The organism is Gilliamella sp. LMG 34362 (genome assembly GCF_984569125.1).
On sequence record NZ_OZ474902.1, the window covers coordinates 544,005 to 565,071 of the forward strand.

The window sequence follows — 21,067 nt, forward strand, 5'->3', positions numbered from 1 at the left end:
TAAAAACTTTAGAATATCATTCCTTTAAGACAGCATAATTAAACTTGTAGCCAAAATGTTACTGGGCCGTCATTAATCAGTGATACTTGCATATCGGCTGCAAATTGCCCTGTTTGTGTTTCAATATGCTGTTGGCACTGTTTGACAAAAAATTGGTAAAGCTCATTGGCCATATCTGGCGAAGCCCCTTTTGTAAAACTTGGCCGCATACCTTTTTGAGTATCAGCCGCTAGTGTAAACTGAGAAACAACTAATAGTTTGCCATTAATTTGTTGCACATTGAGATTCATTTTGCCGTCATTGTCACTGAAAATACGGTAGCCAAGCACTTTTTCACTTAAACGGAGCGCTTTCTGTTCATTATCGCCTTGTTCAACACCAAGTAAAACCAATAATCCCTGATTTATTTCACCAATAATTTGGTTATTTACAGAAACTGAAGCTTGTTTTACTCGTTGGATTAAGGCAATCATTTTTATATTACTCCGATTGGGAAGAATGTTTTAAGGGCATTTTGCTATGTCTATTATAGTCAGTGAGTGTTGCTGCAAATTCAGCGCCAAATAAGACAATACACCAAGAACAATATATCCAAACTAACATAATAGGAATTGAGGATACTACACCATAAATAAGTTGATAAGTAGGAAATGATGTCACGTACAGCGCAAAAGCACGTTTACCAATTTCAAATAATATCGCAGCGACTAATGCGCCAATTACAGCTTCTTTAAATGGTATCGATTCGGTAGGTATAATGCTGTAAAGTAACCAAAATCCGACAATAGATATAATAAATGGTAAGGTACTTAGTAGTACATCACCACTGGCTGCATCGGATAACCATTTTAGTGAGAATATATAAGAGCTTACAGCAACACTTGAACCAACTAAAATAGGACCTAAAGTCAAAATAGTCCAATACATAGTTAAGTTATACATGAACGAACGTTTCCGCTTAGTTCGCCAGATACGATTAAGTGCATTATTAATAGAGTTAATAAGTAATAGTGATGTCACTATTAAGCCGATAATTCCGACCAAGGTCATTTTTTTGGTATTGGCGATAAATTGCTCAAGATAATTTTGGATAGTATCACTAGCAGTTGGAACGAGATTACTATAAATGAGTTGTTTTAATGATTGACTCACCTCGTCAAACATAGGAAAGGCTGAGAGTAATGCAAAAATTACCGTTATCAGAGGGACTAATGCAAGTATGGTTGTGTAAGCTAGTTCTGCTGCTGAAGTAGTTAATCTATCATGATTTATTCGAGCCCACAACATTACTAAAAATGACTGCATATGCTTAAGTATACCCATAATATACCTTCATTTAGTTAGATATAATGCAATTATTGATCCCATTAGTTTTTAATGTGTTTAATACTTTTTGTGCATCAGTTTTATTTGTATATGGGCCAACAGTAACTCGATATAATTGTTGACTTATGGTTATATTACCACTAATACCGGTCATAGCTAGAGAAGCTTTTAGTGTGTCTGCATTTGTTTTTTCTTTAAATGCACCACACTGTAGTAACCATTTACTATCTTCCATATTGGTTGATGTAGTCGGAGTCGTTGTAGAAGAATTATTGATAAAACTATCTAATATTTGTTGTCTTTCACTTGTAGTAGAGTTAGTACCACTACTCGCATTTGGTGTTTCTAATTCTTTAAGATAAGTCCAACGTTCTTGTGGTTGTTCAGGTAGAGTTGCTACTGGTGACTCAGTTTTTACTTTTGGACGCTCAATAGGTTTTTCAGGATGATTTGTTGAAAGTAAGTATAAAATAGCAGAAAACAGAATAATAATGATAATCGCAAGAAATATCATTAACGATGGCAATATTCGTGACTTATTTTTTTTAGCTTTTGATTTTGATTGGCTCTTTTTTCTTACATAATCACGTTGAACCACAATATGCTCTCTTTTCTTTTATTCATATAAATTTAAATGACAGTATATAAATAAAAAAAGTGGCTTACACCACTTTTTTTCAATTTTCTTTAACTCTATTGTCAACAGATTAGAAAATTAAGCTAGCGCTTTAATCTGTTTAATTAAATTTGCTTTATGACGTGCAGCTTTGTTTCTGTGGATTAGACCACGAGCCGCTTGACGGTCAACAACTGCTTGCATGTCTTTGAATGCTACTTCAGCTGTTTGTTTATCACCAGCTGCAACAGCTGCGTAAACTTTTTTAACATAAGTACGCATCATTGAACGGTTACTAGCATTATGTTTACGACGTTTTTCGGATTGAACCGCACGCTTTTTAGCTGATTTGATATTAGCCAAAGTCAACTCCCAAGTTTAAATAAAAATACATATTAATAAGGCGGGGAAATATGCCTGATTTTCTTTCCATTGTCAATGCTGTTACATAAAAAAATTTACTATAAAAAGTATAAATCACTAATTTCGAGTAAATGTTTACTATATAACCGATATTGATTGTAACCTAATTAGAAATTTTATGTTAGAATAGCAAAAATTTTATTGTTTTTATATTTATAAGAGGAAGTCTCATGTCTATCATTAGAATGCAAGATCTTGATCTAAAAGGGAAACGTTTATTTATTCGCTCAGATCTTAATGTGCCGGTTAAAAATGGTAAGGTTACTTCAGATGCGCGAATTAAAGCATCATTACCTACTATTGAAGAAGCCATTAAAAAAGGCGCTAAAGTAATGGTTACTTCTCATATTGGTCGACCAACTGAAGGCGAATATAACCCAGAGTTCTCTTTACAACCTGTGGTTGATTACTTAAAAGAACATGTTTCTTTCCCAGTTCGTTTAGTTAAAGATTACCTTGATGGTGTTGAAGTCAACGAAGGTGAACTTGTCGTTCTTGAAAACGTACGTTTTAACGTAGGTGAAGGTAAAGATGATGAAACTTTATCTAAAAAATATGCGGCACTTTGCGACATTTATGTAATGGATGCGTTTGGTACAGCTCACCGTGCTCAAGCTTCTACTCATGGTGCTGGTAAGTTTGCTCCTGTTGCTTGTGCTGGCCCATTATTGGCAGCTGAACTTGATGCATTAGGTAAAGCACTTGATAATCCTGCTCGTCCAATGGTTGCGATTGTTGCTGGTTCTAAAGTATCAACTAAACTAACTGTTCTTGATTCTTTATCAAAAATTGCTGACCAAATTATTGTTGGTGGTGGTATCGCAAATACATTCATCGCAGCAGAAGGCTACAATGTTGGTAAATCTCTTTACGAAGCTGATTTAATTCCTGAAGCAAAAAAATTAATGGCTAACTGTCAAATTCCTGTTCCTACCGATGTTCGTGTAGCAACTGAATTTAGTGAAACAGCGACTGCAACTGAAAAATCAGTTAAAGATGTTAAAGAAAATGAACAAATTCTTGATTTAGGTGATCAATCAGCAGAAGTATTAGCTGAAATTATCAAAAACGCAAAAACTATTTTATGGAATGGTCCTGTTGGCGTATTTGAGTTCCCTAATTTCCGTCGTGGTACTGAAATTGTTGCTAAAGCAATTGCCGATAGCCAAGGTTTCTCAATCGCTGGTGGTGGTGATACATTAGCTGCAATTGACTTATTTGGTATTGAAGATAAAATTTCTTATATTTCTACTGGTGGTGGTGCATTCCTTGAGTTTGTTGAAGGTAAAAAACTACCAGCTGTTGCAATGTTAGAAGAGAGAGCAAAAGCTTAATATTCTATTTCGATAATAAGGATGAGCCAATTACTCATCCTTTACTTTTTATATAAATAAATCTATAGGAATTAAAATGGCTACAAAGATTTCTGATGTCGTTAAACCTGGTGTTGTTACTGGTGATGATGTTCAAAAAGTTTTTCAAATCGCGCGTGAGAATAATTTTGCTTTACCTGCTGTTAACTGTGTTGATACAAATACAATTAACGCAGTAATTGAAACTGCAGCTAAAGTTGGTTCAGCAGTAATTGTTCAATTTTCTAATGGCGGTGCTCAATTTATCGCTGGTAAAGGCTTAAAATTAGATGGACAAGAAGCTGCTGTTTTAGGTGCGGTTTCAGGAGCTAAACATGTTCATCTTATGGCTGAAAAATACGGTGTGCCAGTTATTCTTCATACTGACCACTGTGCTAAAAAACTTCTTCCATGGGTTGATGGATTACTTGATGCTGGTGAAGCTCACTTTGCTAAAACAGGTAAACCTTTATTCTCTTCTCACATGATCGATCTTTCTGAAGAAACATTAAAAGATAATATTGATATTTGTTGTCAATACCTTGCTCGTATGTCTGCGATGAAAATGACATTAGAGTTAGAACTAGGTTGTACTGGTGGTGAAGAAGATGGTGTAGATAATAGCCATATGGATAGTTCTGCGTTATATACACAACCAGAAGATGTTGCTTATGCTTATGAGCGTTTAAGCGAAATTAGCCCACGTTTTACTATTGCTGCATCATTCGGTAATGTTCACGGTGTTTACAAACCAGGTAACGTGAAATTAACGCCAAAAATTCTAGATAATTCTCAAAAATATGTATCTGAGAAATTTAATTTACCAGCTAAATCATTAAACTTCGTTTTCCATGGTGGTTCAGGTTCAACTCAAGAAGAAATTGCTGAAGCAGTTAGCTATGGTGTTGTTAAAATGAATATCGATACTGATACTCAATGGGCAAACTGGGCGGGTGTTTTAGATTACTACAAAGCAAATGAAGCTTATCTTCAAGGTCAATTAGGTAACCCTGAAGGTATCGATGCACCGAATAAAAAATATTACGATCCACGAGTATGGTTACGTAAAGGTCAAGAATCTTTAGTTGCTCGTTTAGAACTTGCATTTAAAGAACTTAACTCTATCGACGTACTGTAAAACTTTCTAATATTTTTTATTGTATATATAGAAGCAGAGTAATGAACTCTGCTTTTGTTTTATCCTTCAACAAATAAATGTTGCATTTTTGTATTAGTTGTAGGATAATTTCGCCCTCATTTAACTTAGGGGAGCTGTCTATTTATTAATAACTATTATTAATAGAGGCGTTTGCACCCGAGAGAAGGAAACTAAAATGGCAAAAAAAGTACAAGCCTACATCAAGTTGCAAGTTGCAGCTGGTGCAGCAAATCCTAGTCCACCAGTTGGTCCAGCACTTGGTCAACACGGTGTGAATATTATGGAATTCTGTAAAGCATTTAATGCTAAAACAGAAAGCATGGAAAAAGGTTTACCTATTCCAGTAGTTATCACTGTATATTCTGACCGTTCATTCACTTTTATAACTAAGACTCCGCCTGCTGCAGTATTATTAAAGAAAGCGGCTAAAATCAAGTCTGGTTCTGGTGAACCGAATAAGAAAAAAGTCGGTAAAGTAACTAGCGCTCAAATTCGCGAAATCGCTGAATTAAAAGCTGCTGATATGAATGGTGCAACCATTGAAACGATGATGCGTTCTATCGAAGGAACTGCACGTTCAATGGGCTTGGAAGTGGAGGGTTAATTCATGGCTAAATTATCTAAAAAAGCTAAACTTATCCGCGAAAAAGTAAACGCTACTAAACTATATGATATCAATGAAGCAGTCGCTTTATTGAAAGAACTTGCTACAGCTAAATTTACTGAAAGCGTTGATGTTGCTGTTAATTTAGGTATCGACTCACGTAAATCAGATCAAAATGTGCGTGGCGCTATCGTTCTTCCACATGGTACGGGACGTAGTGTTCGTGTTGCTGTATTTACTCAAGGTGCAAATGCTGATGCTGCTAAAGAAGCTGGTGCTGAATTAGTTGGTATGGATGATCTAGCAGATCAAATCAAAAAAGGCGAAATGAACTTTGACGTTGTTATCGCATCTCCAGACGCAATGCGTGTTGTTGGTCAATTAGGTCAAATTTTAGGACCTCGTGGCTTAATGCCAAACCCTAAAGTTGGTACTGTAACACCTAACGTAGCTGAAGCGGTTAAAAATGCTAAAGCAGGTCAAATCCGTTACCGTAATGATAAAAATGGTATTATCCATACTACTATCGGTAAAGCTGATTTTGATGCAGATAAACTTAAAGAGAATTTAGAAGCATTACTTGTTGCTTTAAAACGTGCAAAACCAGCATCTTCAAAAGGTGTATTTGTGAAGAAAGTTAGCCTTTCTACTACAATGGGCGCTGGTGTTGCTATCGATCAAGCAACTTTAAATACATCTGTTTAATTAACAATTAAACAAAGAATCGGTTGGTGTCTGGCCTTAACCAGACCCCGTCCAAGACCGTAGGTGTAATTGATATTTGATTACTTAATTTTCCTACGTAGACGGTGACAGAACCTGATAAGATATAATACAGGAATTCTGCTCATCGTGATTGTGCTAACTACATTTGTAGTTAGTTAAAGTAATTCTAGGCTTTGCCTAGTTTAATCCAGGAGCAATACCAATGGCACTAAATCTTCAAAATAAACAAGAAATTGTTGCTGAAGTTAATGAAATAGCCAAAGGTGCGCTATCTGCAGTTGTTGCTGATTCTCGTGGCGTAACTGTAGAAAAAATGACTGCATTACGTAAATCTGCTCGTGAAGCTGGTGTTTATATGCGTGTTGTTCGTAACACCTTATTACGCCGTGTTGTTGAGGGAACTCAATACGAGTGCTTAAAAGATACGTTTGTTGGTCCAACTCTAATTGCGTTTTCAAATGAGCACCCAGGTGCTGCAGCGCGTATTTTTAAAGCGTTTGCAAAAGAAAATGATAATTTTGAGATTAAAGCCGCAGCCTTTGAAGGTGAGTTGATTACTGCAGCGAACATTGATCGCTTAGCAACATTACCTACTTATGAAGAAGCATTAGCTCGCTTGATGTCAACCATGAAAGAAGCCGCAGCTGGCAAATTGGTTCGTACTCTTGCAGCGGTTCGCGATCAAAAAGAAGCTGCTTAATAGCAGTATGATTGTGAATTTTATTAATTAAAAAAATGTAAATTTGGGAAACTATATTATGTCTATCACTAAAGAACAAATTTTAGATGCAGTTGCTGAAATGTCTGTAATGGATGTTGTTGAACTTGTATCTATGATGGAAGAAAAATTTGGCGTTTCTGCAGCAGCAGCTGTAGCAGTTGCAGCAGCTGGTCCAGCTGAAGCAGCAGAAGAAAAATCTGAATTTGATGTAATCTTAAAAGATGTTGGCGCTAACAAAGTAGCTGTTATCAAAGCAGTTCGTGGTGCAACTGGTTTAGGCTTAAAAGAAGCTAAAGACCTTGTTGAATCAGCTCCAGCAACTGTTAAAGAAGGTGTTAGTAAAGCTGACGCAGATGAACTTAAAAAGGCACTTGAAGAATCTGGTGCAGTTGTCGAACTTAAGTAAGTTTATCGATAACAAGCTAACTGGCTGGGGGTTTTATACCTCCAGCCTTTTTGCGCTGTAATAAGTCAAAGAATTTTATTTGAAGATTATCAATAAAAAGTAATAAAGAAATAATATATTTATTAAGCCTAATCATTTGATATTTATAGATATTTTCGATGAGGTGTCAGGCGTTATTATTTCGTAGTACCCTGATGAATATTTAATCATGCTAAAATAGCAGATAAGCAAGTTGAGGAACTAATGGTTTACTCTTATACCGAGAAAAAACGAATTCGTAAGAATTTTGGTAAGCGTCCACAAGTCTTGGATATACCGTATCTTCTTTCTATTCAACTTGATTCGTTCCAGAAGTTTATTGAGCAAGACCCTGAAGGTCAATATGGTTTAGAAGCCGCTTTTCGTTCAATATTTCCGATAAAAAGTTATAGTGGTAGCGCTGAGTTACAATACGTGAGCTTTAAGATGGGCGAACCTGTATTTGATGTAAAAGAATGTCAAATTAGAGGGATCACTTACTCAGCACCATTGCGCGTTAAATTACGTTTAGTTATTTATGATAAAGATGCGCCAGAAGGAACAGTTAAAGATATTAAAGAGCAAGACGTCTATATGGGCGAAATTCCTTTAATGACTGACAATGGTACGTTTGTGATTAACGGTACAGAACGTGTTATCGTTTCACAATTACACCGTAGTCCAGGTGTGTTCTTTGATAGTGATAAAGGTAAAACACACTCTTCTGGTAAAGTTTTATATAATGCTCGGATTATTCCTTATCGTGGCTCTTGGCTTGATTTCGAATTTGATCCAAAAGATAATCTTTTTGCTCGTATTGACCGTCGTCGTAAACTTCCTGCAACAATCATTTTGCGTGCGTTAGGTTATGAAACTGAAGAAATTTTAGATATGTTCTTCGAAAAAACTATTTTCGAAGTGGGCAAATCAAAATTAAAAATGGATCTTGTGCCAGAGCGTTTACGTGGTGAAACAGCGTTATTTGATATTGAATCAAAAGGCAAAGTTTACGCAGAGAAAGGTCGTCGTATTACAGCTCGTCATATTCGTGAGCTTGAAAAAGATAAAGTAACTAAGATTGATGTTCCAGTTGAATATATTGTTAATAAAGTATTAGCGAAAAATTATGTAAATCAAGAAACAGGTGAAGTTGTTGCTTTTGCTAATACACCAATTTCACTAGAGCTATTGCTTGAATTAACTAATGCTGGCTATAAGAAAATTGAAACATTATTCACTAATGATTTAGATCATGGTGCATTTATTTCTGAAACATTAAATGTTGACTCTACTCGAGATCGACTAGGTGCATTAGTTGAAATTTATCGAATGATGCGTCCGGGTGAGCCGCCAACAAAAGAAGCAGCTGAAGCTTTATTTGATAACTTATTCTTCTCTGATGAGCGTTATGACTTATCAGCAGTTGGTCGTATGAAGTTTAATCGTTCTTTAGGCCGTGACGATATTGAAGGCGAAAGTGTCTTAACTAAAACTGATATCGTTGATGTAATGAAGAAATTGATCAGCATTCGTAATGGTCACGGTGAAGTCGATGATATCGATCACTTAGGTAATCGTCGTATCCGTAGTGTTGGTGAAATGGCAGAAAACCAATTCCGTATTGGTTTAGTGCGTGTAGAGCGTGCTGTAAAAGAACGTTTATCATTAGGTGACTTAGATTCACTAATGCCACAAGATATGATTAATGCTAAACCAATTTCAGCAGCTATCCGCGAATTCTTTGGTTCAAGCCAATTATCTCAGTTTATGGATCAAAACAATCCATTATCTGAAATTACGCATAAACGCCGTATTTCTGCATTAGGTCCAGGTGGTTTAACACGTGAACGAGCGGGCTTTGAAGTACGTGACGTACATCCTACTCATTATGGTCGTGTATGCCCGATTGAAACACCAGAAGGTCCAAACATCGGTTTGATTAACTCACTAGCGGTTTATTCTCGTACTAATGAGTATGGATTCCTTGAGACTCCATACCGCCGAGTAGTTGATGGTGTGGTAACTGATGAAATTAACTATTTATCAGCAATTGACGAAAGTGAATTTGTTATTGCCCAGGCTAACTCAAATCTTGATGACGATGGTCGTTTTAAAGAAGATTTAGTGACTTGTCGTTTAAATGGTGAGTCTGGTTTATATAGTCCTGAACAAGTTCATTATATGGACGTATCAACTCAACAAATCGTATCGGTTGGTGCTTCATTAATCCCATTCTTAGAACATGATGATGCGAACCGTGCATTGATGGGTGCAAACATGCAACGTCAAGCGGTACCAACATTAAAGGCAGAAAAACCATTTGTTGGTACAGGTATGGAACGTGCAGTAGCGGTTGACTCAGGTGTAACTGCAGTTGCTCGTCGTGGTGGTACAGTACAATATGTTGATGCATCACGCATTGTAATTAATGTTAACGATGATGAAATGTACGCTGGTGAAACAGGGATTGATATTTATAATTTAACTAAATATACCCGTTCAAACCAAAATACCTGTATTAACCAAATTCCATGTGTGGAATTAGGTGAAAAAGTTGAGCGCGGTGATGTCCTTGCGGATGGTCCATCAACTGACTTAGGTGAGTTGGCTTTAGGTCAAAACATGCGTGTGGCATTCATGCCATGGAATGGTTATAACTTTGAGGATTCTATTTTAGTGTCTGAAAAAGTGGTACAAGATGACCGTTTCACTTCGATTCATATTCAAGAATTATCTTGTGTATCTCGTGATACTAAACTAGGTGCAGAAGAAATTACCGCAGATATTCCAAATGTTGGTGAAGCGGCGCTTTCTAAACTAGATGAATCAGGTATTGTTTATATTGGTGCTGAAGTTAAAGGTGGCGATATTCTGGTTGGTAAAGTAACACCAAAAGGTGAAACACAATTAACACCAGAAGAAAAATTACTACGCGCTATTTTTGGTGAAAAAGCGTCAGATGTTAAAGATACTTCACTTCGTGTACCAAATGGTGTTTCAGGTACAGTTATTGATGTTCAAGTCTTTACTCGTGATGGTGTACAGAAAGATAAACGTGCACTTGAAATTGAAGAGATGCAACTTAAACAAGTTCGCAAAGACTTAACAGAAGAACTTAAAATCCTTGAAGCAGCATTATTTGCTCGTATTCGTGATGTATTAATTTCTGGTGGCATTAAAGCAGATAAATTAGATGCGTTACCACGTGAAAAATGGTTAACCATTGGTATTGCCGATGAAAGTAAGCAAGCTCAATTAGAGCAACTAGCTGAACAACACGAAGAAATTAAAGCTGAGTTTAACAAAAAACTTGAAGCTAAACGAATGAAGATTACTCAAGGTGATGATTTACAACCAGGTGTACTCAAAATCGTTAAAGTTTACTTAGCGGTTAAACGTCAAATTCAGCCTGGTGATAAGATGGCTGGTCGTCATGGTAACAAAGGGGTTATCTCTAAAATCAACCCAATTGAAGATATGCCATATGATGATAAAGGTCGCCCAGTAGATATCGTATTGAATCCTCTAGGTGTTCCTTCTCGTATGAATATCGGTCAGATTTTAGAAACTCACTTGGGTATGGCGGCGAAAGGTATTGGTCAAAAGATCGACGCAATGCTAAAAGAACAGCAAGAGTTAGCTAAATTACGTGATTTTATCCAAAAAGCTTATGACCTTGGTTTAGGTGCAGCACAAAAAGTAAATGTTGCTGAATTTACTGATCAAGAAGTGATGACATTGGCGCAAAATTTACGTAATGGTATGCCACTTGCAACACCGGTATTTGATGGTGCAAAAGAGCAAGAAATTAAAGCATTACTTGAACTTGGTGATTTACCAACTTCAGGTCAAATCACCTTGTATGATGGACGTACCGGTGAACAATTTGAACGTCCAGTAACTGTAGGTTATATGTACATGTTGAAATTGAATCACTTAGTTGATGATAAGATGCATGCCCGTTCTACAGGTTCATATAGTCTGGTTACGCAACAACCATTGGGTGGTAAAGCTCAATTTGGTGGTCAACGTTTCGGTGAGATGGAAGTATGGGCACTTGAAGCATATGGTGCAGCTTATACCTTACAAGAAATGTTAACTGTTAAATCAGATGATGTGAACGGTCGTACTAAGATGTATAAAAATATTGTAGATGGTGATCATCGTATGGAACCTGCGATCCCTGAATCATTTAACGTATTGTTAAAAGAGATTCGTTCGTTAGGTATTAATATCGAGTTAGATGAAGAGTAATCTTAGCTAACTAAAATGATTTCTATTTATAGGGATAACTTATCAGTAATGATAAGTTATCTAATTGGTTTAACTCCATAGGAGTCAATTGTGAAAGACTTACTAAAGTTTCTAAAAGCACAAACAAAAACTGAAGATTTTGATGCTATCAAGATAGGCCTAGCCTCTCCTGATATGATTCGTTCATGGTCTTTTGGTGAAGTTAAAAAACCTGAAACAATTAACTATCGTACGTTTAAACCTGAACGTGATGGATTGTTTTGTGCGCGTATTTTCGGGCCAGTTAAAGATTATGAATGTTTGTGTGGAAAATATAAACGTTTAAAACACCGTGGTGTTATTTGTGAAAAATGTGGTGTAGAAGTCACACAAGCGAAAGTACGTCGTGAACGTATGGGCCACATTGAACTTGCATCACCAACTGCACATATTTGGTTTTTAAAATCATTACCATCTCGTATTGGTTTATTACTTGATATGCCACTTCGTGATATTGAACGTGTACTTTATTTTGAATCATTTATGGTTCTTGATGGAGGCATGACAAATTTAGATCGTGGACAAATTTTAACTGAAGAACAGTATTTAGATGCGTTAGAAGAGTTCGGTGATGAGTTTGATGCACGCATGGGTGCAGAAGCTATTCAAGAATTATTACGTAATATTGATGTTCAAGCTGAATGTGAAGCATTACGTGATGAACTCTCAACCACTAATTCTGAAACAAAACGTAAAAAGTTAACCAAAAGAATTAAGATCATTGAAGCATTTATCCAATCAGAAAATAAACCTGAATGGATGATCTTAAATGTATTACCTGTGTTGCCACCAGATTTACGACCATTAGTACCACTTGATGGTGGTCGTTTTGCAACATCAGACTTAAACGATTTATATCGTCGTGTTATCAACCGTAATAATCGTTTAAAACGTTTATTAGATTTAGCTGCACCAGATATTATTGTACGTAACGAAAAACGTATGCTACAAGAATCTGTAGACGCATTATTAGATAATGGTCGTCGTGGTCGTGCAATCACTGGTTCAAACAAACGTCCATTAAAATCACTTGCCGATATGATTAAAGGTAAGCAAGGTCGTTTCCGTCAAAACCTATTAGGTAAACGTGTAGACTATTCTGGCCGTTCAGTAATTACTGTAGGTCCATACTTACGTTTACATCAATGTGGTTTACCGAAGAAAATGGCTCTTGAGCTATTTAAACCATTTATCTACGGTAAATTAGAGCGTCGTGGTTATGCAACAACCATTAAAGCTGCTAAGAAGATGGTTGAACGTGAAGATGCAATTGTTTGGGATATCTTAGATGAAGTTATTCGTGAACATCCGGTATTATTAAACCGTGCACCAACACTTCATAGACTTGGTATTCAGGCGTTTGAGCCTATCCTAATTGAAGGTAAAGCGATCCAATTGCACCCATTAGTTTGTGCGGCATTCAATGCTGACTTCGATGGTGACCAAATGGCGGTTCACGTTCCATTAACGTTAGAAGCGCAATTAGAAGCACGTGCGTTAATGATGTCAACCAACAATATTCTTTCACCAGCAAGTGGTGAACCTATTATCGTTCCATCTCAGGACGTGGTATTAGGTCTTTACTATATGACTCGTGATAAAGTCAATGCTAAAGGTGAAGGCATGGTATTAACCGGCCCTAAAGAAGCAGAAAAACTGTATCGTTTAGGTCTAGTTGAATTACATGCTAAAGTTAAAGTACGTATAACTGAAAGTCATCGTAACAGTATTGGTGAATGGGAAGATACGACTTCTGTAATTGATACTACTGTTGGTCGTGCTATCTTATGGTTAATTATGCCTAAAGGTATGAGTTTCTCTGTTATCAATCAACCGCTTGGTAAAAAAGCGATTTCACGAATTTTAAATATTTGTTATCGCCAATTGGGCATGAAAGAAACTGTTATTTTAGCTGACCAAGTGATGTATACCGGCTTTGCTTATGCAGCTCGTTCTGGTGTATCGGTTGGTATTGATGATATGGAAATTCCTGCTAAGAAATTACAAATTATCAATGAAGCTGAAATCGAAGTTGCGGAAATTCAAGAACAGTTCCAATCAGGTTTAGTGACTGCAGGTGAACGTTATAACAAAGTTATCGATATTTGGGCAGCAGCTAATGAGCGTGTTGCTAAAGCGATGATGGATAACTTATCAACTGAAAAAGTGATTAACCGAGAAGGTGAAGAAGAAGTTCAATCTTCATTTAATAGCATCTATATGATGGCCGACTCTGGTGCTCGTGGTTCTGCAGCTCAGATTCGTCAGTTAGCGGGTATGCGTGGTTTGATGGCTAAACCAGATGGTTCAATCATCGAAACGCCAATTACGGCAAACTTCCGTGAAGGATTAAACGTACTTCAATACTTTATCTCGACCCATGGTGCGCGTAAAGGTCTTGCTGATACCGCATTGAAAACAGCGAACTCAGGTTATTTAACTCGTCGTTTAGTTGATGTGGCTCAAGATTTAGTTGTTATTGAAGATGACTGTGGCACGTTAGAAGGTGTGGTAATGACACCTGTGATCGAAGGTGGTGATGTTAAAGAACCATTACGTGAACGTGTATTAGGTCGTGTAACAGCTGAAGACGTATTAAAACCAGGTAGTGCGGATATTTTAATCCCTCGCAATACATTACTTGATGAAAGTTATTGTGATCTACTTGAACAAGAATCTGTTGATAGTGTCAAAGTTCGTTCAGTCGTTTCGTGTGATACTGATTTTGGTGTTTGTGCGAAATGTTATGGACGTGACTTAGCTCGTGGTCACTTAGTGAACAAAGGTGAAGCAATCGGTGTTATTGCAGCTCAATCAATCGGTGAGCCAGGTACACAGTTAACCATGCGTACGTTCCATATCGGTGGTGCGGCATCTCGAGCAGCAGCAGAATCTAGTGTTCAAGTTAAAAACAAAGGTAGTATTAAACTAACTAATGCTAAATTTGTGACTAACCCAGATCAGAAACTAGTTATTACTTCACGTAATGCTGAATTAACTATTATTGATGAATTAGGTCGAATGAAAGAAACTTATAAAGTTCCTTATGGTTCGATTTTAACCAAAGGTAATGGTGCAGCGGTTGATGCCGGTGAAACAGTAGCAAACTGGGATCCGCATACAATGCCAGTTATTTCGGAAGCAAAAGGTTTTGTTCGTTTTGTTGATATGATCGATGGCCAAACCATTACTCGTCAAACTGATGAGTTAACAGGTTTATCATCTATCGTGATCTTAGATGTAGCAGAACGTACTGGTGTTGGTAAAGATCTACGTCCAGCAATTAAAATTGTTGATGCTAAAGGTAATGATATCTTTGTGGCAGGTACAGAAATGCTTGCGCAGTACTTCTTACCAGGTAAAGCATTAGTACAATTGGAAGATGGTGCGGAAATTAATGTTGGTGATACACTTGCACGGATTCCACAAGCATCTGTAGGTACTAAAGATATCACCGGTGGTTTACCTCGAGTAGCTGATTTATTTGAAGCTCGTAAACCTAAAGAGCCGGCAATTCTTGCTGAAATTGATGGTATTATCTCATTCGGTAAAGAAACTAAAGGTAAACGTCGTTTAATTATCACTCCACTAGATGGTAGTGAACCATATGAAGAGATGATTCCAAAATGGCGTCAACTTAACGTATTCGAAGGCGAACAAGTTGGCCGTGGCGATGTGATTTCTGATGGACCTGAATCAGCACATGATATTTTACGTCTACGTGGTGTTAATGCAGTAACTCGTTATATTGTGAATGAAGTTCAAGAAGTTTATCGTTTACAAGGTGTAAAAATTAATGATAAACATATTGAAGTTATTGTTCGTCAAATGTTACGTAAAGCAACTGTTATTCATCCTGGTGGTTCTCGTTTACTTGATGGTGAACAACTTGAAGTTTCACGCTTGAAGATTATTAATCGTGAGCTTGAAGCACAAGGTAAAGAACCAATTGTTTACTTGCATGATTTGCTTGGTATTACTAAAGCATCACTTACTACTGAGTCATTTATTTCTGCGGCATCGTTCCAAGAAACGACTCGCGTATTAACTGAAGCAGCAGTTGCAGGTAAAAATGATGAACTTCGTGGTCTGAAAGAAAACGTTATTGTTGGTCGCTTAATTCCAGCAGGTACTGGTTATGCATATCATAAAGAGCGTTTGCGTAAACGTGCAATGCCATCTGATGATGCAATTCAACCAACAACTGTTTCAGCTGAGGAAGCTACAGCTAACTTAGCGGAATTATTGAATTCAGCAGAAGAAAATCAATAGATTTTAGATAAATCGACTAAAGTAGCACGTGTTATCACGTGCTATTTTTTTTGTCGAGTGTATGGGGTATGAAAGGAGTATTAGATGTATATTGTAATGAATCGTTTTAAAATTAAGTTAGGTAGTGAAGACACTTTTATTGAAATATGGCGTAATCGTGATAGCCATTTAAAAGAGATGAAAGGTTTTAATCGTTTTTATTTCCTTAAAGGAAAAACTTATGAAGATTACACATTGTTTTCATCATATGCCGAATGGGAATCAAAACAAGATTTTGAAAATTGGGTTAATTCTGCTCATTTCAAACATACTCACCGTAATACAGATAGCCGTCCAAATAACGCAGATATCTATTTTGAACCGGCTCAACTTGAATGTTTTGAAGTCATTATCTAAGTAATTTTTAAACTAAAAAATCAAATTTAAAAATAAGCATTATGAGCAATACCAATAAAAAATTACCGATGATAATTCTTCGCAAATTGCATAAAAAAAGATATAATCAAATAAAATTACATGGGCATAACATCTATTAAAGAACTTGAGCAGTCCATGTAAATTAAATCTACTATCTAAAAGTCTCTTCTTTGTATTTTATAGTTCATAATTATTTTTATAAAAAGTTTTAAAAATATATTCCTCAATTAAGCATTTTCAGTTTGTTTAGTAACAAAATTTTTAGGCTACTGGTTAGTATTTTCTAATTATCATTGCTTTTTTAAGTTATTTGAAAGTTTAACTATTTACAGGGGCTTGCCATGAAATCGAAATTACTATTGCTTATTCTTATTTTAATCATTGTTGGTGGATTTTTCTTTTTTAAAGACTATAACAGTATTCAAACTCAAGACGAAAAAGTTGCTGCATCGTGGTCGGAAGTGATTAATCAGTATAAACGTCGAGCAGATTTAGTTCCGAATCTTGTCAATACAGTAAAAGGATATGCAACTCATGAAAAAGATGTTTTTACACAGGTAACAGATGCGAGAGCGAAAGTGGGTTCGATCCAAATTAATGCAGATCAACTTAGCGATCCCGCTTTATTTTCAAAATTCCAACAAGCCCAATCAGAGTTAAGTTCCGCATTAAGTCGCTTAATTGCTGTTAGTGAAAATTACCCTGAACTTAAAGCAAACACTCTTTATCAAGATTTAATGAGCCAATTGGAAGGTACTGAAAACCGGATAACGGTTGCTAGAGGTCGATATATAGAAACAGTACAATCATTTAATACTTATATCCGTCAATTACCAACCAAGTGGATTGCAAATGTTATAGGGGTACAACCAAAACAACAGTTTACTGTTGAAAATGAACAACAAATTTCGAATCCACCAGCAGTCAATTTTGGACAATAAGCATAATGAAAAAATATTATCTGCTCTTTTGTTTACTGTTTTTTAGTGCTGTAAGTTATGCATTAACTGAAATTCCAACATTTGATCGCCGTATTATTGATACATCAGATACTTTAGAACCATCACAAATAGATGATTTGGAATCAAGCTTGATTACTTTTGAAAAAACGCGAACTGATGGTGCACAGATCGCGGTATTAATGATCCCCAAACTCGATAATGAAACGGTTGAACAGTATGCTGATAGGGTGTTTATTAAGTGGAAAATAGGTAAAAAAGAGCAAGATAATGGTATTTTATTATTAATTGTTAAAGATGATAAGTTGATGCGAATCGAAGTTGGTTATGGTTTTGAAGGCATCATTACCGACTTAATTGCTAGTCATATCATTCGTGAACAATTAGCGCCACAATTTAGACAAAATAACTATTATCAAGGTATACATGATGCGCTTTCAGTTTTAATTAATAAGTTGAATGATTCTCAACAGGTACCAGCGACTAATAGTGATCCAGATCTCAAAACGGTACTTGCTGGTGATTTTGGTGCCAATTTATTTAGTTATGGATTAGCATCCTTTTTTATTTGTTTCACTATTGCTAGCTTATTTTCGATTACTTCCTCTAAACGTAGTGCTAGCCGAAGTTTAGGTACTGGTTTACTAAATGGTATATCAGTTGGCGGTTTTACTTTGTTCAATGGTTATTCATTACATATTGTCTTACCTCTAATATTTTTAGCATTTGTTGCCAGTGCGATTTTAAGTGGAATTTTAACTATGAGTGGCGGTAGCGGACGTGGTGGTCGAGGAGGCGGTTTCGGTGGGGGTAATGGTGGTGGTTTTGGCGGAGGTTCATTCGGCGGATTTGGTGGTGGAGGCGGTGGCCGTAGTGGTGGCGGTGGTGCCTCTGGCAGCTGGTAAACTTTCTTAAAAAGTACCAAAAGAAATTGGCAATTTACTCTTTTAACAAAAATACTACCTAGGTTCATAGCCTCGATAGCAAAAATAACTATCTGTGCTTGAAAAATTTTGAGGAGAGGGGTTTTTTATATCATAAAAATTTATTAATGATACTTTTAAGTAATAGTTTATTTAAATTTAAAATCAATTTAGTTAATCTTCAATTACATCCTACATAATAATCCTTGTTTACAATAGCTTTTAGCCTGCCTGACAATAAATTTCCTTTTGCAATAGGAAAAAGTCTCTCTCCACATTGATAATTATTTCCTTTAGGCTAAGTCATCTTAAAAAGAAACAAGAGAATTAGAATGACTATGGCACAAATACAATTCCGTATGATCGAAGATGATTTAGATCCCGAAGTTGTGACTGCGCAAACGATAGAAATTATTAATCGTTGGTTGACTGATCATCAAATATCCCAAAATGACGTGCAAAAAGCGATGTTGTTATCACATGTTAAAGCAATGGTTGAAAGAGCGAAAACGCTAGAAAAACTACCTGAGGTTGATCCTTCTTTATTTGATGAACTCTCAGAGCAATCCTTAATGCTTGCACGTAAAACCATACAATTATTCAATAGTCTACCAATGGAAGAGGCTTATTTACTGGCTGTTCATTATGAAGTAGCTATAGCAAATTAAACGAATTAATAAATTTAAAAAACAATAATTGATAGGAGCATAATTATGGCAGAAGTAATCATTGTCATCGGCGATAGAATGGGCAAAGGACAAAAAATTGCAGAGGGAATTAATTCTATAGAAGGGTGTCGTGCAATTGTTATTCCAGGTATGGCAGCTGATATGAAATTGGGTGACGTAATGAATAGTGAGAATGCAGATCTAGGGCTTTCGTTTTGTGGCAGTGGAGGTGCAGGTGCCATAACGGCACAAAATAAATATGGCTATTCTCAACGACACGGTATGCGTTCAATTGAAGAAGGTGAAACAGCCATTAATGACGGTTGTAAAGTACTAGGATTTGGTTTTATGGATACAGTAGAACTTGGCCAACGTATAGCCCAAGCATTTTTGAAAAAATATCCTCGTTCTTAAATAGGTTAGAAATATGAAAAAAACTGAGCAGATACAAGTAAGAGTAACTGGGCAAGGAGATTCGAAGCAGCGTGCGTTCGCTATAGCGCTAAATCAAGTGCAAAAGCAGGTACTTAAAAATACTAATAATGTCATGTTACGAATTGAACCGCTTAATATTAGTGTTGTTTCTGCTATTGAAAAGATAACTACAGAACGCTTTTTATTTATCTTTTTACCTAGAAAAAAGACATTTTATGACATCACACTCGATGTCTCAGTAAATGTTACGTTTATCGATCTGAACGATATTAAATTTATCTCTAAATAACGTAAAAGGAAAGTCATGGAAATTCTAATTATAGCATTGAAGTCCATTGTAATTGGTGGACTGTGTGGATTTGGAGTAGGCGCTGGTGCAGCTCGAATGTTTCATGCTCCAACTTATCAAGGTATGGGGGCTTTTCGTACCCTAGGTGAACTTAATTCTTGTGAGGGTGATCCTGCTGCACATTTTTCATTTGGCTTAGGATTCTTTTTTAATGCCTGGGCTTCATCTGTTGCTGCTGGTTCATTTACCCAAGATGTTGATCATCGTATCATTCCAAACTGGGGTGCTGCACTATTGATGATAAAAAACCGAAATTTAGCACAAACGTTACATGATCCTAAGAAAATGGCCTTTGCTTGTGCATTTATCGGTGTGATTGTTGTGTTATTTTTAAATACAACCACCTCGGTTATTCCTGATTCTTTAAAAATTACCGCAACTAAAGTTTTAGTTCCAGCCGCAAATTTACTAGTCGCGACTGTGATGCCGGTTATTTTCTGGTTGGCAGCTTTAGATGCCGGTAGAAGAAGTGGTTTTTGGGGAACTTTGTTTGGTGGGCTAGCGCAATTAATTATGGGTAATGCAGTACCTGGTTTAGTGTTAGGTATTTTGATTGGTAAAGGAGTGGATGATAGTGGTTGGAATCGAGTGATGAAAATCATGTTAGCTGCGGTAATTGTTTTATTTATCATGAGCGGATATTTCCGTGGATTTGATATGAAAATGATTAATTCATTCCGAGATGGTTTGTCTTATTGGTTTAAATAATATAGGGAACAACAGATTATGAATACTCAAACAACCATTAATAAAAGTTTTTGGTATGCCGATTGGTCATTCCCTATTCTTTGTGGATTACTCTCTGCAGGTATTTTCGCTGGAACACATACTTTTTATGTATATGGGATTGGTGCTTTTAACGAAATAGCATTTGTTGCAATGCTTAAATCTGGTATGACGACAGGTGATTATGGTGCCGTAGCCGCTTTTGGTGCTAGCTTTTTATTTGCGCGTGTCATTGAGGGATCGCTGGTTGGGATACTTGATATTGGTGGTGCGCTACAAACAGGTATTGGTTTAGGTGTGCCAGCGTTGTTATTAGCGGGTGGCTATACATTGCCAATTGAGAATTTTTTGGTAGCGTTATTAACCGGCTTACTGCTCGGTATGGTAATCGGCTTACTTATCATCCTTATTCGTAAATTTACAGTTAACAGTGGTGGTGGATCAACCTTTGGCGCAGATGTCATGATGGGAGCGGGAAATGCATCAGGTCGATTTCTTGGTCCAATGATTATTTTATCAGCTATGGTTGCATCTATTCCTATTGGTATAGGGTCATTGCTTGGTGCACTATTATTTTATGTATGGAAAAAGCCTATTACAGGTGGTGCAATATTAGGTGCCATGATTTTTGGCGGTATCTTCCCAATTATATAATATTATGTCCCCTCTATCAT

The 21,067-nt window shown here is 36.5% G+C and carries 20 protein-coding genes; 16 read left to right on the forward strand and 4 right to left on the reverse strand.

Annotated features, from left to right (window positions below):
- Nucleotides 1-38: 38 nt before the first annotated feature.
- The 4 genes from dtd to rpsT all read right to left on the reverse strand — a co-directional run bounded on the left by dtd (nt 39) and on the right by rpsT (nt 2,305).
- Nucleotides 39-473, reverse strand: a complete 435-nt coding sequence (gene dtd, locus AC5LWZ_RS02590; RefSeq protein WP_034901687.1) for a D-aminoacyl-tRNA deacylase — start codon at nt 471-473, stop codon at nt 39-41.
- Between the two features lie 7 nt (nt 474-480).
- The gene (locus tag AC5LWZ_RS02595; protein ID WP_198201743.1) at nt 481-1,323 is read right to left on the reverse strand and encodes a virulence factor BrkB family protein; all 843 of its coding nucleotides are present in this window, start codon (nt 1,321-1,323) and stop codon (nt 481-483) included.
- Between the two features lie 13 nt (nt 1,324-1,336).
- Nucleotides 1,337-1,924 carry an SPOR domain-containing protein gene (locus AC5LWZ_RS02600; protein ID WP_493463926.1) on the reverse strand — a complete coding sequence of 196 codons (588 nt, stop codon included), beginning with the start codon at nt 1,922-1,924 and terminating at the stop codon, nt 1,337-1,339.
- Nucleotides 1,925-2,041: 117 nt separating this feature from the next.
- A complete protein-coding gene (gene rpsT, locus AC5LWZ_RS02605; protein WP_034901681.1) occupies nt 2,042-2,305 on the reverse strand; it encodes a 30S ribosomal protein S20 in 264 nt (87 codons plus the stop codon).
- A gap of 230 nt (nt 2,306-2,535) precedes the next feature.
- Here rpsT and pgk point away from each other — a divergent pair, with 230 nt between their 5' ends.
- From pgk to AC5LWZ_RS02685, 16 genes are all read left to right on the forward strand, one after another.
- The gene (gene pgk, locus AC5LWZ_RS02610) at nt 2,536-3,699 is read left to right on the forward strand and encodes a phosphoglycerate kinase (RefSeq protein WP_198201742.1); all 1,164 of its coding nucleotides are present in this window, start codon (nt 2,536-2,538) and stop codon (nt 3,697-3,699) included.
- Nucleotides 3,700-3,775: 76 nt separating this feature from the next.
- Nucleotides 3,776-4,855: a class II fructose-bisphosphate aldolase gene (gene fbaA, locus AC5LWZ_RS02615; RefSeq protein ID WP_493463927.1), complete on the forward strand. Its 1,080-nt coding sequence runs from the start codon at nt 3,776-3,778 to the stop codon at nt 4,853-4,855.
- 196 nt (nt 4,856-5,051) lie between these two features.
- A complete protein-coding gene (gene rplK / locus AC5LWZ_RS02620) occupies nt 5,052-5,480 on the forward strand; it encodes a 50S ribosomal protein L11 (RefSeq protein ID WP_110448561.1) in 429 nt (142 codons plus the stop codon).
- A gap of 3 nt (nt 5,481-5,483) precedes the next feature.
- Complete coding sequence (rplA, locus tag AC5LWZ_RS02625; RefSeq protein ID WP_198201741.1) at nt 5,484-6,185, forward strand: 50S ribosomal protein L1; 702 nt, start codon at nt 5,484-5,486, stop codon at nt 6,183-6,185.
- 223 nt (nt 6,186-6,408) lie between these two features.
- Entirely contained in the window at nt 6,409-6,906 is a 498-nt protein-coding gene (rplJ, locus tag AC5LWZ_RS02630; protein WP_086362789.1) for a 50S ribosomal protein L10, read from the forward strand.
- Nucleotides 6,907-6,964: 58 nt separating this feature from the next.
- Entirely contained in the window at nt 6,965-7,333 is a 369-nt protein-coding gene (rplL, locus tag AC5LWZ_RS02635) for a 50S ribosomal protein L7/L12 (protein WP_034901671.1), read from the forward strand.
- 243 nt (nt 7,334-7,576) lie between these two features.
- Entirely contained in the window at nt 7,577-11,605 is a 4,029-nt protein-coding gene (gene rpoB / locus AC5LWZ_RS02640; RefSeq protein ID WP_198247865.1) for a DNA-directed RNA polymerase subunit beta, read from the forward strand.
- A gap of 90 nt (nt 11,606-11,695) precedes the next feature.
- Nucleotides 11,696-15,916, forward strand: coding sequence for a DNA-directed RNA polymerase subunit beta' (gene rpoC / locus AC5LWZ_RS02645; protein ID WP_198201739.1), 4,221 nt, complete (start codon nt 11,696-11,698; stop codon nt 15,914-15,916).
- A gap of 84 nt (nt 15,917-16,000) precedes the next feature.
- A complete protein-coding gene (locus tag AC5LWZ_RS02650; RefSeq protein WP_065614605.1) occupies nt 16,001-16,312 on the forward strand; it encodes an antibiotic biosynthesis monooxygenase family protein in 312 nt (103 codons plus the stop codon).
- A gap of 362 nt (nt 16,313-16,674) precedes the next feature.
- Nucleotides 16,675-17,274 (forward strand): LemA family protein, encoded by a 600-nt coding sequence (locus tag AC5LWZ_RS02655; RefSeq protein ID WP_086358839.1) that lies wholly within the window; start codon nt 16,675-16,677, stop codon nt 17,272-17,274.
- 5 nt (nt 17,275-17,279) lie between these two features.
- Complete coding sequence (locus AC5LWZ_RS02660; protein WP_493463928.1) at nt 17,280-18,197, forward strand: TPM domain-containing protein; 918 nt, start codon at nt 17,280-17,282, stop codon at nt 18,195-18,197.
- A gap of 356 nt (nt 18,198-18,553) precedes the next feature.
- The gene (locus tag AC5LWZ_RS02665; RefSeq protein ID WP_110448617.1) at nt 18,554-18,883 is read left to right on the forward strand and encodes a PRD domain-containing protein; all 330 of its coding nucleotides are present in this window, start codon (nt 18,554-18,556) and stop codon (nt 18,881-18,883) included.
- A 45-nt stretch (nt 18,884-18,928) separates the two neighbouring features.
- Complete coding sequence (locus tag AC5LWZ_RS02670; RefSeq protein WP_198222307.1) at nt 18,929-19,297, forward strand: SFCGS family glycine-rich protein; 369 nt, start codon at nt 18,929-18,931, stop codon at nt 19,295-19,297.
- 13 nt (nt 19,298-19,310) lie between these two features.
- A complete protein-coding gene (locus AC5LWZ_RS02675) occupies nt 19,311-19,607 on the forward strand; it encodes a DUF4312 family protein (RefSeq protein ID WP_110448557.1) in 297 nt (98 codons plus the stop codon).
- A gap of 15 nt (nt 19,608-19,622) precedes the next feature.
- On the forward strand, nt 19,623-20,375 hold the full coding sequence (locus AC5LWZ_RS02680) for a DUF4311 domain-containing protein (protein ID WP_110448556.1): 753 nt from the start codon (nt 19,623-19,625) through the stop codon (nt 20,373-20,375).
- 18 nt (nt 20,376-20,393) lie between these two features.
- Nucleotides 20,394-21,047 carry a DUF4310 family protein gene (locus AC5LWZ_RS02685; protein ID WP_086358844.1) on the forward strand — a complete coding sequence of 218 codons (654 nt, stop codon included), beginning with the start codon at nt 20,394-20,396 and terminating at the stop codon, nt 21,045-21,047.
- Nucleotides 21,048-21,067 lie beyond the last annotated feature (20 nt).

Excerpts from the sequence above, each read along its gene's own strand:
- AC5LWZ_RS02680 (WP_110448556.1), top strand. The coding sequence starts at position 19,623 with ATGGAAATTCTAATTATAGCATTGAAGTCCATTGTAATTGGTGGACTG.
- rpoB (WP_198247865.1), top strand. The coding sequence starts at position 7,577 with ATGGTTTACTCTTATACCGAGAAAAAACGAATTCGTAAGAATTTTGGT.
- AC5LWZ_RS02595 (WP_198201743.1), bottom strand. The coding sequence starts at position 1,323 with ATGGGTATACTTAAGCATATGCAGTCATTTTTAGTAATGTTGTGGGCT.
- AC5LWZ_RS02685 (WP_086358844.1), top strand. The coding sequence starts at position 20,394 with ATGAATACTCAAACAACCATTAATAAAAGTTTTTGGTATGCCGATTGG.
- AC5LWZ_RS02660 (WP_493463928.1), top strand. The coding sequence starts at position 17,280 with ATGAAAAAATATTATCTGCTCTTTTGTTTACTGTTTTTTAGTGCTGTA.
- rplA (WP_198201741.1), top strand. The coding sequence starts at position 5,484 with ATGGCTAAATTATCTAAAAAAGCTAAACTTATCCGCGAAAAAGTAAAC.
- AC5LWZ_RS02655 (WP_086358839.1), top strand. The coding sequence starts at position 16,675 with ATGAAATCGAAATTACTATTGCTTATTCTTATTTTAATCATTGTTGGT.
- rplJ (WP_086362789.1), top strand. The coding sequence starts at position 6,409 with ATGGCACTAAATCTTCAAAATAAACAAGAAATTGTTGCTGAAGTTAAT.
- rplL (WP_034901671.1), top strand. The coding sequence starts at position 6,965 with ATGTCTATCACTAAAGAACAAATTTTAGATGCAGTTGCTGAAATGTCT.
- AC5LWZ_RS02675 (WP_110448557.1), top strand. The coding sequence starts at position 19,311 with ATGAAAAAAACTGAGCAGATACAAGTAAGAGTAACTGGGCAAGGAGAT.
- dtd (WP_034901687.1), bottom strand. The coding sequence starts at position 473 with ATGATTGCCTTAATCCAACGAGTAAAACAAGCTTCAGTTTCTGTAAAT.
- fbaA (WP_493463927.1), top strand. The coding sequence starts at position 3,776 with ATGGCTACAAAGATTTCTGATGTCGTTAAACCTGGTGTTGTTACTGGT.
- AC5LWZ_RS02650 (WP_065614605.1), top strand. The coding sequence starts at position 16,001 with ATGTATATTGTAATGAATCGTTTTAAAATTAAGTTAGGTAGTGAAGAC.
- AC5LWZ_RS02670 (WP_198222307.1), top strand. The coding sequence starts at position 18,929 with ATGGCAGAAGTAATCATTGTCATCGGCGATAGAATGGGCAAAGGACAA.
- pgk (WP_198201742.1), top strand. The coding sequence starts at position 2,536 with ATGTCTATCATTAGAATGCAAGATCTTGATCTAAAAGGGAAACGTTTA.
- rplK (WP_110448561.1), top strand. The coding sequence starts at position 5,052 with ATGGCAAAAAAAGTACAAGCCTACATCAAGTTGCAAGTTGCAGCTGGT.
- AC5LWZ_RS02665 (WP_110448617.1), top strand. The coding sequence starts at position 18,554 with ATGGCACAAATACAATTCCGTATGATCGAAGATGATTTAGATCCCGAA.